The following is a 12,435-nucleotide window of genomic DNA, read 5'->3' as shown; positions in this document are numbered from 1 at the left end:
GGGAGGGATGAAGGGTGGGGGTGTCGAACGCCTAACCATAGCGAACACCTGCCTCCAACAGGCTCCGGATTCCGGGTTCCACTGCGCGGCCCCGGAATGACGACCGGTTGTTTGTGGGGCGAAAGAACGAAAAAGCCCGCACGGCCGGAGCGCGTGCGGGCAAGTCGGGAAGGTCTTGAAGACCACTGGCCGGGCTCGGGGAGAAACCGGCCACCCGGAGGAACGGTTACTCCCAGCCGGCCTCGACGAGCACGTCGATGGCGGCGTCGATATTGCCGGCGATGTCGGCCAGGTTGATCGTGTCGGGCCGGAAGATGCCGAGTTCGGCCACCGACGGGCTCAGGCCGACGCCGGGGACGGCCGGATATTCGTCATTGCCGGCGGAGAAATATTCCTGGGCCTGCTCGGAGGCCAGATATTCCAGGAACCGGACGGCGTTGTCGCGGTTGGGCGCGTTGACGGCAACGCCGCCGCCCGAAATGTTCATGTGGGCGCCGATATCGTTCTGGTTGGGGAACACCCAGCCGATCGTATCGAGGCTGTCAGACAGGCCGTCCACCGGCTTGCGGATGGCGCGGGCGAAATAATAGGTGTTCGACATGGCGATGTCGCACTCGCCCGAAACGATGCCGCGCAGCTGGTCGGTATCGCCGCCCTGCGGGGCGCGGGCGAAGTTGGCCACCACGCCGTTTGCCCATTGCTGAACGGTGTCCTGATCCATGTGCGCGATCAGCGCCGCCACGATGTTCTGCGTGTAGACGTTGGTCGACGAGCGGATGCAGACCATGCCCTCATACTCGGCGTTGGCGAGGTCCTGATAGGTCTGCGGCGGGTTGGCGACATCCTCCTTGTCGTAGAACAGGATGCGCGAACGCTGCGAGAAGCCGAACCACTGATTGTCGTCGTCCTGCAGATAGGCGGGAATCTGCCGTTCCAGCACGTCGCTTTCGACCGATTGCAGCAGTCCCAGATCCTTGGCGCGCGACAGGCGCACCGTGTCGACCGTCAGGAACACGTCGGCGGGGCTGTTGGCGCCTTCGGCTTCCATGCGGGCGATCAGCTCGTCGGCCTTGCCCTCGATGCGGTTGATGGTGATGCCGGTCAGTTCCTCGAAATCGGAGTAGAGCCGTTCGTCGGTGTCGTAGTGACGTGAGGAGTAAAGGTTCAGTTCACCTTCGGCGAACGCGGCTGTCCCGGCGGGCACGGCCATGGTCGTCGCCAGCAGCGCAATCGTCATTGTCTTGAGGGGCGGCATGGGAGCACTCCTTAACTTGATAATGGCGATCATGTTTTGTAGAAGCGCTTCCACCATGTCAATCCGTCGCCGGCCATAAAGTTGACGATTTTTGGAAGTTTTTTCTGGAACGATTCCAAACTGATCGAGAAATGCGTGGGTGCCGCAAAATGCGTTCCGGCAACCGGGCGCCCATGCTATTGATGACCCGATGAAACTGACCAAACAGACCGATTATGCGTTCCGCATCCTGATGTTCTGCGCCGCCGGCGGCGACCGGCTGAGCCGCGTGGCCGACATTTCGCGTGTCTATGGCGCGTCCGAGCCGTTTCTCTTCAAGATCCTGCATCCGCTGGTCGAGGGCGGTCTGGTGCACACCGTGCGCGGGCGCAATGGCGGCATCCGGCTGGCGCGGCCGGCCAGCGAGATAACGCTCGCCGAAGTGGTGCGGCTGACCGAGGACAATTTCACGATGGCCGAATGTTTCGAGCCCGATGATGCGGACTGTCCGTTGATCGAAACGTGCCGGCTGACCAGCGCCCTGCGCGAGGCGCTGGAGGCATTTCTGGCGGTTCTCGACAGATACACGGTTGCCGATCTGGCCAAGCCGAGCGCGGCGGTGATCAATCTTCTTTCGATGATCGAGGCCGGCCCCCCGACAAGCAGCCGGCCGGGGTCGGCCTGACAAGCCCACGCTCTGCCAGCCTGCAACCGATGGCGTTGACGCCTGGCCAAAACATCAATAATTCATGATGTATTGATGTATGGCGATCCGGAGCGTCTCATGTCCTCACCCGCGCAGCGCCTGGGCGCCGAGTTCGTCGGCACGGCCTTTCTGCTCGCCGCCGTTGTCGGCTCGGGCATCATGGGCGACACGCTGGCGGGCGGAAACGTTGCCGTCGCTCTTCTGGCCAACACGATCGCCACGGGCGCCATCCTCGTCGTTTTGATCACCATGCTGGGGCCGGTCTCGGGCGCCCATTTCAATCCCGCCGTGACGCTCGCCTTCCTGATGCGCCGCGAGATCGCGGCCGGCGAGGCGGGCCTGTTCGTCCTGGCGCAGATCGCCGGCGGCGTGATCGGCGTCTGGGCGGCGCATCTGATGTTCGCCGACGATCTGTTGCAGTTCTCCACGACGGTGCGCACAGGCGGGGCGCAGTGGTTTTCCGAATGGGTGGCCTGTTTCGGGCTTGTCTTCACCATCCTTGCGACGCTGAAGGTGCGCGCCGAGGCGGTGCCGATGGCGGTCGGCCTCTACATCACCTCGGCTTACTGGTTCACCGCCTCGACCTCGTTCGCCAACCCGGCGGTGACCATCGCGCGCGGTTTGTCCGACACGTTTGCCGGCATCCGCCCAGCCGACGTGCCGCTGTTCATCGTCATGCAGCTGATCGGCGCCGCCTGCGCGGTAATCGTGGCGCGCTGGCTGTTTTCGGCCGATGCCGAAAAGACCGGCTGAAAAAGCGTCGCGCCCCGTTTCCATCCGATCCTGAACCGGTTTAAACAGCCGGAAACGACGACCGGACGGGAGGACATCATGGGCGACTACATTCTGGCCATCGACCAGGGCACGACATCGACGCGGGCGATCGTCTTCGCCAAGGACCAGACGATTGCCGGCATAGACCAGCAGGAGTTCGCCCAGCATTTTCCGAAATCCGGCTGGGTCGAGCACAATCTCGAGGACATCTGGCGCACGGTGGTCGAGACCTGCAAGGGCGCCATCGCCGATGCCGGCATCGCCGCATCCGACATTGCCGCCATCGGCATCACCAACCAGCGCGAGACGGTGGCCCTGTGGGACCGGGCGACGGGCGAGCCGGCCGGCAAGGCGATCGTCTGGCAGGACCGGCGCACATCGGCGATCTGCGACGCGCTGAAGGCGGACGGGCACGAGGCGCTGTTCACCGAGCGCACCGGGCTGCTGCTCGATCCCTATTTTTCGGGCACCAAGGTCAAATGGATGCTCGACGAGGTGGACGGGCTGCGCGCCCGCTCCAAGGCCGGCGAGATCGCCTTCGGCACGATCGACACGTTCGTGATCTGGCGGCTGACGGGCGGCGCCCGCCACGTGACCGACGCGACCAATGCGGCGCGCACGCTGATGTACAACATCCGCGAGAACCGCTGGGACGATGAGCTTTTGTCGATTCTCGATGTGCCGGCGGCGATGCTGCCGGAGGTGCTGGACTGCGCCGCCGATTTCGGCACGGCGAAGGCGGACATTTTCGGCGCCGAGATCCCGATCTACGGCGTTGCCGGCGACCAGCAGGCGGCCACCATCGGCAATGCGTGCTTTCAGCCGGGCATGTTGAAATCGACCTATGGCACCGGCTGTTTCGCGCTTTTGAACACGGGCGAAGACGCGGTGGCATCGCAGAACCGGCTTCTGACGACCATCGCCTACCGGCTGGACGGCAAGACGATTTATGCGCTGGAGGGCTCGATCTTCATGGCCGGCGCCACCGTGCAATGGTTGCGCGACGGGCTGAAGATCATCGACACGGCTGCGCGCAGCGGCGAGATGGCGGACGCCGCCGATCCCGAACAGGATGTCTATCTGGTGCCGGCCTTTGTCGGCCTTGGCGCGCCGCACTGGGATGCCGAGGCGCGCGGCGCCATGTTCGGCCTGACCCGTGCGACCGGCCCCAACGAGATCGCCAAGGCGACGCTGGAAGCGGTCTGCTACCAGACGCGCGATCTGCTCGAAGCGATGCACAAGGATTGGCCGGAGGCGTCCGGCGCCGAGACGACGCTGCGCGTCGATGGCGGCATGGTCGCCTCGGACTGGACGATGCAGCGCCTGGCCGACCTGCTGGACGCGCCGGTCGACCGGCCGACGGTGCTTGAGACCACGGCCCTGGGCGCGGCCTGGCTGGCCGGCAGCCGGGCCGGCGTCTGGCCCGACCGCGACGGATTTGCGGCGACATGGGCGCGCGACCGGCGGTTCGAGCCGCAGATGGATGCGGACGAGCGCGCCCGCAAGATCGCCGGCTGGGACGATGCGGTATCGCGCACGCTGTCGGAGCGCTGAGATTGGGCGACACGATCACGCTGCTGGGCACCAAGGGCGGGCCGGCGATCTACCCGGGTCCGGACATGCGGATGCCGACGGCAACGCTAATCGAGCTGGCCGGGCAGCGTATCGTCGTCGATTGCGGGCTCGGCGTCACGCGCGGTCTGGTCGAGGCCGGCATGCGCCTGCCGGACCTGTCGTCGATCATCGTCACCCATCTGCATTCGGACCATTATCTCGAACTGGGACCGCTGATCCACACTGCCTGGACGGCGGGCTTGAAGACGCCCGTCAGCGTCCACGGGCCGGCGGGGCTGAGCGCCTATTGGCACGCCTTCCAGCGCTCGATGGCGTTCGACATCGAAACACGGATCGCCGACGAGGGGCGCCCGGATATCGATTCGCTCGTCTGGATCGCGCCGATGGGCGAGGGCGGTTTCGCGCGGATCGGCCCGGTGCAGGTCTCGGCGCTGCTCAACCGGCATCCGCCGATCAATGAAAGCTATGCCCTGAAGTTCGAGGCCGGCGGCAAGACTGTGGTCGTGTCCGGCGACACGGCGCCGTTCGACGGGTTCGCCGGTTTTGCCCGCGGCGCCGATCTGCTCGTGCATGAGGCGATGATCGCCGAAGGAGTCGACCGGCTGGCGGCGCGCGTCGGCAATGGGGCGCGCCTGAAACAGCATCTGGAGGCCAGCCATTCCGATGCCGAAGATGTCGGAAGGCTGGCAGCGGAGGCGGGGGTGAAGGCGCTGGCGCTCAACCATCTGCTGCCGGTCGACGATCCGGCCATCACCGATACGGTCTGGGAGAAAGCGGTCCGTGCAGGCGGCTATGAAGGCCCGCTGCATATCGGCCGCGACGGGATGGCGATCGGCGTTTGATGATGGGTCAAATCGGTGTAGACTGGCGCCATGCGTGAGTTGGACACCAAATCAGCCGATCACTGGCTTGAACCCTTGCAAGGCGGAGACGTTTCCGACGAGCACGATGCTTGGCTGAGGGCCGAGATCGACAAGACGCTTGCCAAAAAGAAGTCAGGCAAGCTCGGTTACCGCACGCTCGACGACGTGATGCAGTCCTTCGGTTTCAATGCACGCTCGTCTCAGTGAAGACGCCGAGACGGATCTCCATACCATCCGTGACTATCTCGAACCGCGGAGCCCGCAGGGTCTCCAGCGCGTGCTGTCCGCCATATTCACGACAATCGGGCAACTTGAGCTGTTCCCTCTGCTGGGCAAGGACGGCCGTGTTGACGGCACTCGAGAACTGATCGTGCCGCGTACGCCATTCATCATCGTCTACACGGTTCCCGACGCCTATTTCATCGACGTGGAGCGCATTCTTCACGGTCGTCTGAAATATCCGCCGGAGGTCTGAACTCAATCCCCCTGCGCCATGCCCGAGCGGTGCGCCCAGCCGGTGGTGCGCTTTTCGATCCAGGCCATCAGCGCGTACATGGCGATGCCCTCGATCGCCAGCATGATCAGCCCGGCAAAGACCAGCGGCACGTTGAACTGGCTCTGGGCGGCCAGCATCATGTGGCCGAGGCCCGAATTGGCGGCGATGGTCTCGGAGATCACCGAGCCGACGAAAGCCAGCGTGATCGCGATCTTCAGCGAGCCGAAAAAGTAGGGCATCGAACGCGGGATGCCGACCTTGAGCATGACGTCCATCTTCTTGGCGCCGAGCGCGCGCAGCACGTCCTCCATCTCCGGCTCGATGGTGGCAAGGCCGGTGGCGACATTCACCACGATCGGGAAGAAGGCGATCAGGAAGGCGGTCAGGATCGCCGGCACGTCGCCAATGCCGAACCAGATGACGAGGATCGGCACGACCGCGACCTTGGGGATGGCGTTGAAGCCGATCATCAGCGGGTAGAGCCCGGCATAGATGAAGCGCGACCAGCCAACGAGCAGACCCAGAGCGAGCCCGCCGGCGACCGCCATCGCAAAGCCGACGAGCGTCGTGTAGAGCGTCTGGACCGAGTTGGTCCAGATGGTCGGCCAGTACTGGATGATGGCGCCGAGGATCACCGAGGGCGCGGGCAGCACGTATTGCGGCAGCGCGAACAGGTGAACGCTCGCTTCCCAGATCGCGAACAGCGCGATCGTGTAGAGCCATGGCGCCGCCTTGATCCACGGGAACTGCCTTGGCGCGGGCGGGGCCGCAACCGTGTCCGCCGGTGGCTCGGCGGGCTTGCTGCCGGCCGGCGCGCTCATTGGGCGGCCTCCAGCTGCTCGGTGCGCGCCTGGGCGATCTGGCCGCGCAGATCGTGCACAAGATCGGTGAATTCGGGCGTGTACATGATTTCAAGATCGCGGGGCCGCTCGAACGGCACGGCGTGGGTGTCGATGATGCGGCCCGGGCGGGCGCTCATCACGAAGATACGGTCGGCCAGGAACACCGCCTCGCGCAGATCGTGGGTGACGAGCTGGATCGTCACGTCGGTCTCGTGATGCAGGTCGCGGATGACGCACCACAGTTCCTCGCGGGTGAAGGCGTCGAGCGCGCCGAACGGCTCGTCGAGCATCAACAGGTCGGGCTCGTGGATCAGCGCGCGGCAGAGGTTCGCCCGCTGCTGCATCCCGCCGGAAAGCTGCCAGGGGAACTTGTCGCCGAAGCCCTTGAGGCCGACCGTTTCGAGAAGATGCTCGGCCTTTTCGACATATTCAGCCTTGTTGGCGCGCAGGCGCCGGCGGTGTTTCTGGACGATTTCGAGCGGCAGCAAAATGTTGTCGAGCGTCGTTCGCCACGGCAGCAGTGTCGGGTTCTGGAACGCCATGCCGACGATGGAGACCGGCTCGGTCACCTCCTTGCCGGCGACGGTGATCGCACCGACCTGCGGGATGTAGAGCCCGGTCACCAGCTTCATCAATGTCGACTTGCCGCAGCCGGACGGGCCAACGACGGCGGTGAACTCGCCCTTTTCGACATGCAGCGTCAGGCCGGAGACGGCAAGCGTGCCGCCGGGGCCGCCATAGCGCATGTCCACATTGTCGATGGTGACGAGATGGCTGGTCACGTCCTGCCCTTCGGTTCGGTCCATCCAGTCAAACGCCGGATGCGGTCAATGTCCACATCCGGCGCCGCTTTGGTTTGCGGGACGCGCTGCCTATTGCAGCATGCGCTCTTCCTTGGGCGGCAGGAAGGACGGGTCGAACACATCTTCCGGCGCGGGCGGGTTCTGAACATCCATGGAGATGGCGAGCCATTCCATGGTCTTGGCAAGCTTTTCCATGTCGACATCGCCGAAGCCGTTTTCCTGCACGGCCGGTGTCAGGATGGATTGCTCGATCGCCATGTTGATACGGTCGATTTCGACTTCCTTGCTGAGGACGCCGTTGCGCTCGAGCACATGGTCCATCGCGCCTTCCGGATCGGCGATGGTGTCGCGATATCCCTTGATCAGCGCGCGCAGGAAGCCCTTGACCGCGTCGGGGTTTTCCTCGGCAAAGCCGGGGTTGACCATGACCACATTGCCGTAAAGGTCGAGCCCGTTTTCGCCCATCATGATCGGCACGATGTCATCCTCGGAGACGCCTTGGGCCTTCAGATTGATCACCGACGAGAAGGAAAAGCCGAAGATCGCGTCGACCTGGCCCTGGGCCAGCATCGGCTCGCGCACCGGAAAGCCGACATTTTCGATGGTGATGTCCGACGTGTCGATGCCGGCGGCCTCGACGAAGGCCGGCCACTGGCCGAAGGCGGCGTCCGGCGGCGGGGCGCCGAGCGTCTTGCCTTCGAGCGAAGCGGGATCTTCGGTAATGCCCTGGCTTCTGAGGCCGATCACCGCGAAGGGCGGCCGTTCATAGGCCATCATCACGGCTGTCACTTTCTGCTCGGGGTTTTCCTCGATGAACTTGATCAGCGCGTTGACGTCGCCAAAGCCCATGTCATAGGCGCCGGTGGCGACGCGCGGGATGCTCTCGCGGCTGCCCGCGCCCGAATCGATGGTGACGTTCAGGCCTTCCTCGGCGAAATAGCCCTCGTCCAGCGCGATGAAGAAGGGCGCCGACGGCGCCTCGAACTTCCAGTCGAGGGTGAATTTCAGGTCGGTTTCGGCAAAGGCGGTCGTGGCGGTCAGCGCCAGCGCCGCCAAAGCCCCCGACAGAGTGGCTCCCAGAAATGTGCGCATGTTTGTTCTTCCCTGTTGTGCGGCGCGTCAAGCGCCTTGCCGGAAGAGTGCACCAGCGGTTGCACAAATATCAAGCGCAAAACGACTGTGCATAATCTGTGGGCAATTGCCTAGGCGAGCCCGCCCTGGTCGCTCAAAAAGCCGACGATCGCCTCGACACCCTCACCGCCCCTGAGATCGGTGAACAGGTGCGGCCGGCCCTGTCGGTTGGCGCGGGCGTCGGCGTCCATCCGGTCGAGATCGACGCCGACATGGGGCGCCAGATCGGCCTTGTTGATGATCAGCAGGTCCGAGCGGGTGATGGCCGGGCCGCCCTTGCGCGGAATGTCGCCGCCTTGGCAGACCGAGATGACGTAAAGGGAGAGGTCCGCCAGATCGGGCGAGAAGGTGGCGGCGAGATTGTCGCCGCCCGATTCGATGAAGATCACGTCCAGATCGGGATGGCGGCCGGTCATCTGCTCGATGGCGCGCAGATTGATCGAGGCGTCTTCGCGGATGGCGGTGTGCGGGCAGCCGCCGGTCTCGACGCCCAGCACCCGGTCGGCGGGCAGCGCCTGCATGCGTGTCAGCGCCTCGGCATCCTCGCGCGTATAGATGTCGTTGGTGATGACGGCGACCGAATGGGTGTCGCGCATCGCCTCGCACAGGCGCGCGGTCAGCGTTGTCTTGCCGGTGCCAACCGGCCCGCCAATGCCGACGCGCAACGGGCCGTGGGAGGATGTCATGACAGGAACAGCCGCGGTTGAAGTGTTTCGTGGGTCATGGATGCAATATCGGCGCCAAACGCGCTGCCGCCAAGATCATCCGTTGTCGCAGCAGCGGCGCGGCGCGCCATGTCGGCGACTGACGGCTCGAGCGCGGCAAGGATCTGGGCCGCGCCGGTCTGGCCCGTGACCGAAAGCCGGATGGCGCATTGGAGCTGGTTGGTGACCAGCGTGTTGAGAAAGGCGGCAAGGGCGGCTTCGGCATCGATGCCGGCAAGGCCGGCCGCTGCGCCAATGGCGACGGGCAGGGGCGTTTCGCGCGGCGGCAGGGCGCCGGGACCGAACCAGTGCGCGGCGGCATCGAGGAAGGCGGCGCCCTGGTCGACGGTTTCACGGCGGCGTTCGGCGGAGACGCAGAGCGCGCGGCCCAGTTCGGCGAGGTCCGCGATGTCGTCGAGATTGTCCGACGCGCGATGGGCTTCGGCGAGAAGGACCGCGTCGTTCCATGGCGCGCCGTGGACGAGCGTGGTGGCGATCCAGCCATGGAGCGACGCGGCGTTCGTTACCGCGCCGTCGGCGACGGCCTGTTCGAGCCCGGCCGAATAGGCAAATCCACCGGTCGGAAAGACCGGTGAAAGCCAGCTCATCAGCCGGATCAGGGCGGTGGTGTCAGTCATGGCTGTGGCCATGATCGTGATCGCCGTGATGATGGTGATGGTGCGATGCGTGCGCATCGCCATAGGCGCCGCCTTCGGGATCGAACGGTTCGCTCACCTCGGTGAGCGTTGCGCCAAGGCCTGCCAGCATCTCGGCGATCACATGATCATGGCGGATCAGGATGCGGTCAGGCTCGATCTGCGCGGCCAGATGCCGGTTGCCGATCTGCCAGGCGAGCGCCAGAAGATGGCGCGGATCGCGGCCGCGCACCTCGATCAGCGGTTCGGCTTCGGCGCGCACCTCGATGATGCGGCCATCGTCCAGAACCAGACCGTCGCCATGGCGCAGGAGCCGCGCTACGGGCAGGTCGAGCAGGAACGCCACGCCATTGTCGGCCACCATCTTCACGCGCCGCCGGTGGCGCGCGGTCTCATCGAGCGTGATGGTGCCGGCGGGATTGTCGAAGGTTCGGGCGATGGACCAGCAGGTGGGCAAAGAAGAAGGGGCCTCGGTCATGGCACGAGACAACACCAGATCGCCACGGGCGTCCAGACGATCAATTGCCGTTACTGGTCGATCAGCTCGCGCAGGGCAGCCTGCCGGGTGGTGCCGCGGGCGGCGAAAACATCGTCAGGGGTCTGTGTGATGGCGTGGGCCTTGCGTGCGAACTCGATGGTCTCAGCGGCACCGCGCATGAAGCGTCCGACGGGATGGAAGAACGAACGGGCATTTGGGCTCGGCATGGACTTTTCCTTTCTATGCCAGACAGATAGGCATGTTGCTGCATCGCAGCAAGGATCGCCGGCGCAGGTCTGCCATGCGCAAAACGCATGGTCGAAGACATCCTTGCGGCGCGGCGGCGGCGGTGGCCGGATTGTCTAAGGGTTCAGATCCAGCCGCCGGCCTTCGATGGCGCCGGTTTCCGAGAACCGTTCGCCGCATATGCCGTCATCGGGCACGGCAAAGCCGCATCCGGCGAGCGCATGCGACAGACGGTCCGCGTCGCCCCGATCGTAGCTGTCGAAGTGAAAATTGACATGTTTGCAGAAGGCGCCGGCGACCGCCAATCCCTTCATGCCGAAGGCGATATAGGGCGCGGATGCATTGCAACGCGCGATCCGGAAAAGCGGGCCGACGAACGGGGCGATGGCATCGGGGGCGCCGATCATGGCGCCATCGAAATCCGGCTTCAGTCCCAATGCCTGCAGCGTTTCGTGGGCGGTCTCGCTGGCTTTGTTCCGCTGCACGAGGATGGGCCTGCGCGTCATGGGCAGGATCGCGACTTCGTCGCACCCAAGCGCCCGGCACAGGTCGCTGAGCGCCGGTCCGGCCATGGCAGCGCTTTGTTCGGGCGTTGCGCCGGGCGGTTCGGCGACGGTGAACGCGATGCTTTTGCCGTCGCGCAGCGGGCCGCGAAAATCGTCGCGCAGTGCGGCCAGTTGCGCTTCGTGCTCCCGGTTGAGCTGGCTGGCGAGGGCCTCGGTGAGGACGGTCGCGTCTTCGTCGTCCAGCTCCATGAAGACCTCGTCGCCCGGCTCGAACCGGTCGGCCGAGGGATCGAGGGCCTGGCTTTGCCAGGCGTGGACATGGTGCGCCAGCCAAGGGTAGCCGTCGAAGGCATGATCGCGGGAGGCAAAGCGCACGGACATGGTTCCGGCATAAGCGGTCCGGCGCGCTTTTCCTAGCCTTCCGAGTGCAGCACCAGCTTCTCGATTTCGCCGACCGGGTGGTTGGTCAGATCCTTGTCCACTTCGCCGACGATGCGGCCGGTGACCTCCTGATGCAGTTCCTTGCGCATCTGGCCCAATACGCCTGGCGCGGCGACAAGGATAAGCTGCTCGAACCGGCCCTTGTGGGCCTGCTTGTAGAGGATATCGGCCAGTTCGGCGGCGAACCGGTCCTTGCCCAACTGGTGCCAGTCCGTGTCGTCGACGGCGCTGCGGTGGACATTGGGGCCGTCATTGAACCGTCCCCGCCTGTTGGCCGCCTGCTCGCGATTGGGCGGATTGTCCTGCTCCTTCTCGCGGAAGACTTCGAGGTTGGGGAACTTCTCGTCGCCTTCGTTACGCAGGAACAGCGCCTTTTCGCCATCGGCGACGACCAGCCATCCGTCGTGCTTGAGCGTGATCTTGTCTGTCATCGGAAGCCTCCTTCGAACGGGTTCTAAACGCCTTGTAGATGCGAAGGTTGCGGCGGTGGGCGCCGAGTTTTTCTCAGGATTCAGGCCCCGTCGGGCAGGAACGCGTCGTCGAGGACCTGTTCGACCGTGTACGGGCAGTCGTCCGGGAAGGCTTCATAGGCGATTCCGGTTTCCTTTTCGGCGGCAAGGCGGGCCTTTACATAGCTGTCATCCAGCTCCTCGCCCGGATAGTGCCTGAGGCTCGGATTCTCTTGCAAAAGCTTGCTGAGGCTCTTGCGCTGAATCTGGATGCTCGCTTCCCATCCGCCTTTTCGTTTCTCCGGTTGGAACTGCCATTTGAGAAGATGAAGGAGGACCAATACCAGCCGGTTTTCGATTTCGCGTTTTTCGCTCTTGCCCAAGCTTTCGATCTCCTCGGCAAGGTTCTCGCGGTCCACCAGGTCGAAACGCCCGGCGCGCACGGCCGCCGCCTGGTCCAGGGTCCAGCCGTAATAGTCCGCATCATAGGCGCGAGGCTTTTCGAGACGGGCGTGCTTGTTCATGCCTCAT

Annotated in this window: 17 protein-coding genes; 6 read left to right on the top strand and 11 right to left on the bottom strand. The window is 64.7% G+C overall.

The features are described from left to right. Positions 1-226: 226 nt before the first annotated feature. Positions 227-1,255, bottom strand: a complete 1,029-nt coding sequence (locus tag DEM25_RS13555) for an extracellular solute-binding protein (protein ID WP_245412914.1) — start codon at positions 1,253-1,255, stop codon at positions 227-229. Between the two features lie 190 nt (positions 1,256-1,445). Between DEM25_RS13555 and rirA the strand changes: the two genes are divergently transcribed. The 6 genes from rirA (at position 1,446) to DEM25_RS13525 (ending at position 5,627) form a co-directional block, all read left to right on the top strand. Further along, positions 1,446-1,919 carry an iron-responsive transcriptional regulator RirA gene (rirA, locus tag DEM25_RS13550; protein ID WP_109766270.1) on the top strand — a complete coding sequence of 158 codons (474 nt, stop codon included), beginning with the start codon at positions 1,446-1,448 and terminating at the stop codon, positions 1,917-1,919. Positions 1,920-2,018: 99 nt separating this feature from the next. Beyond that, complete coding sequence (locus DEM25_RS13545; protein WP_109766459.1) at positions 2,019-2,693, top strand: aquaporin; 675 nt, start codon at positions 2,019-2,021, stop codon at positions 2,691-2,693. Positions 2,694-2,771: 78 nt separating this feature from the next. After that, positions 2,772-4,268 carry a glycerol kinase GlpK gene (glpK, locus tag DEM25_RS13540; protein ID WP_109766269.1) on the top strand — a complete coding sequence of 499 codons (1,497 nt, stop codon included), beginning with the start codon at positions 2,772-2,774 and terminating at the stop codon, positions 4,266-4,268. 2 nt (positions 4,269-4,270) lie between these two features. Further along, positions 4,271-5,131: an MBL fold metallo-hydrolase gene (locus DEM25_RS13535; protein WP_245412913.1), complete on the top strand. Its 861-nt coding sequence runs from the start codon at positions 4,271-4,273 to the stop codon at positions 5,129-5,131. Between the two features lie 30 nt (positions 5,132-5,161). Further along, positions 5,162-5,359: a hypothetical protein gene (locus DEM25_RS13530; RefSeq protein ID WP_120222756.1), complete on the top strand. Its 198-nt coding sequence runs from the start codon at positions 5,162-5,164 to the stop codon at positions 5,357-5,359. Further along, positions 5,340-5,627, top strand: coding sequence for a type II toxin-antitoxin system RelE/ParE family toxin (locus tag DEM25_RS13525; protein ID WP_109766266.1), 288 nt, complete (start codon positions 5,340-5,342; stop codon positions 5,625-5,627). Before DEM25_RS13530 ends, DEM25_RS13525 begins: the two co-directional genes overlap by 20 nt. Before the next feature lie 2 nt (positions 5,628-5,629). On the opposite strand, the gene DEM25_RS13520 is transcribed toward DEM25_RS13525, so the two are convergent. The 10 genes from DEM25_RS13520 to DEM25_RS13480 all read right to left on the bottom strand — a co-directional run bounded on the left by DEM25_RS13520 (position 5,630) and on the right by DEM25_RS13480 (position 12,428). Then, complete coding sequence (locus DEM25_RS13520; RefSeq protein WP_109766265.1) at positions 5,630-6,469, bottom strand: ABC transporter permease; 840 nt, start codon at positions 6,467-6,469, stop codon at positions 5,630-5,632. Then, a complete protein-coding gene (locus DEM25_RS13515) occupies positions 6,466-7,236 on the bottom strand; it encodes an ABC transporter ATP-binding protein (RefSeq protein WP_109766458.1) in 771 nt (256 codons plus the stop codon). The genes DEM25_RS13520 and DEM25_RS13515 overlap by 4 nt, the downstream gene beginning before the upstream one ends. Before the next feature lie 126 nt (positions 7,237-7,362). Then, positions 7,363-8,385: an ABC transporter substrate-binding protein gene (locus tag DEM25_RS13510; protein ID WP_109766264.1), complete on the bottom strand. Its 1,023-nt coding sequence runs from the start codon at positions 8,383-8,385 to the stop codon at positions 7,363-7,365. 110 nt (positions 8,386-8,495) lie between these two features. After that, positions 8,496-9,110 carry an urease accessory protein UreG gene (ureG, locus tag DEM25_RS13505; RefSeq protein ID WP_109766263.1) on the bottom strand — a complete coding sequence of 205 codons (615 nt, stop codon included), beginning with the start codon at positions 9,108-9,110 and terminating at the stop codon, positions 8,496-8,498. Further along, positions 9,107-9,766, bottom strand: coding sequence for an urease accessory protein UreF (locus DEM25_RS13500; RefSeq protein WP_245412912.1), 660 nt, complete (start codon positions 9,764-9,766; stop codon positions 9,107-9,109). The genes ureG and DEM25_RS13500 overlap by 4 nt, the downstream gene beginning before the upstream one ends. Continuing rightward, a complete protein-coding gene (locus DEM25_RS13495) occupies positions 9,759-10,262 on the bottom strand; it encodes an urease accessory protein UreE (RefSeq protein WP_109766262.1) in 504 nt (167 codons plus the stop codon). Before DEM25_RS13495 ends, DEM25_RS13500 begins: the two co-directional genes overlap by 8 nt. A 50-nt stretch (positions 10,263-10,312) precedes the next feature. Beyond that, positions 10,313-10,489, bottom strand: a complete 177-nt coding sequence (locus DEM25_RS17810) for a hypothetical protein (RefSeq protein ID WP_158585268.1) — start codon at positions 10,487-10,489, stop codon at positions 10,313-10,315. A 135-nt stretch (positions 10,490-10,624) separates the two neighbouring features. Continuing rightward, positions 10,625-11,389, bottom strand: a complete 765-nt coding sequence (locus DEM25_RS13490; RefSeq protein ID WP_158585267.1) for a hypothetical protein — start codon at positions 11,387-11,389, stop codon at positions 10,625-10,627. Between the two features lie 38 nt (positions 11,390-11,427). Next, entirely contained in the window at positions 11,428-11,886 is a 459-nt protein-coding gene (locus DEM25_RS13485; protein WP_109766259.1) for a host attachment family protein, read from the bottom strand. An 80-nt stretch (positions 11,887-11,966) separates the two neighbouring features. Further along, on the bottom strand, positions 11,967-12,428 hold the full coding sequence (locus DEM25_RS13480) for a DUF29 domain-containing protein (RefSeq protein ID WP_109766258.1): 462 nt from the start codon (positions 12,426-12,428) through the stop codon (positions 11,967-11,969). Between the last annotated feature and the right edge of the window lie 7 nt (positions 12,429-12,435).

Source organism: Oceaniradius stylonematis, assembly GCF_003149475.2.
GTDB classification, from domain to species: domain Bacteria; phylum Pseudomonadota; class Alphaproteobacteria; order Rhizobiales; family Rhizobiaceae; genus Roseitalea; species Roseitalea stylonematis.
This window is presented reverse-complemented; position numbering and strand designations above follow the sequence as displayed.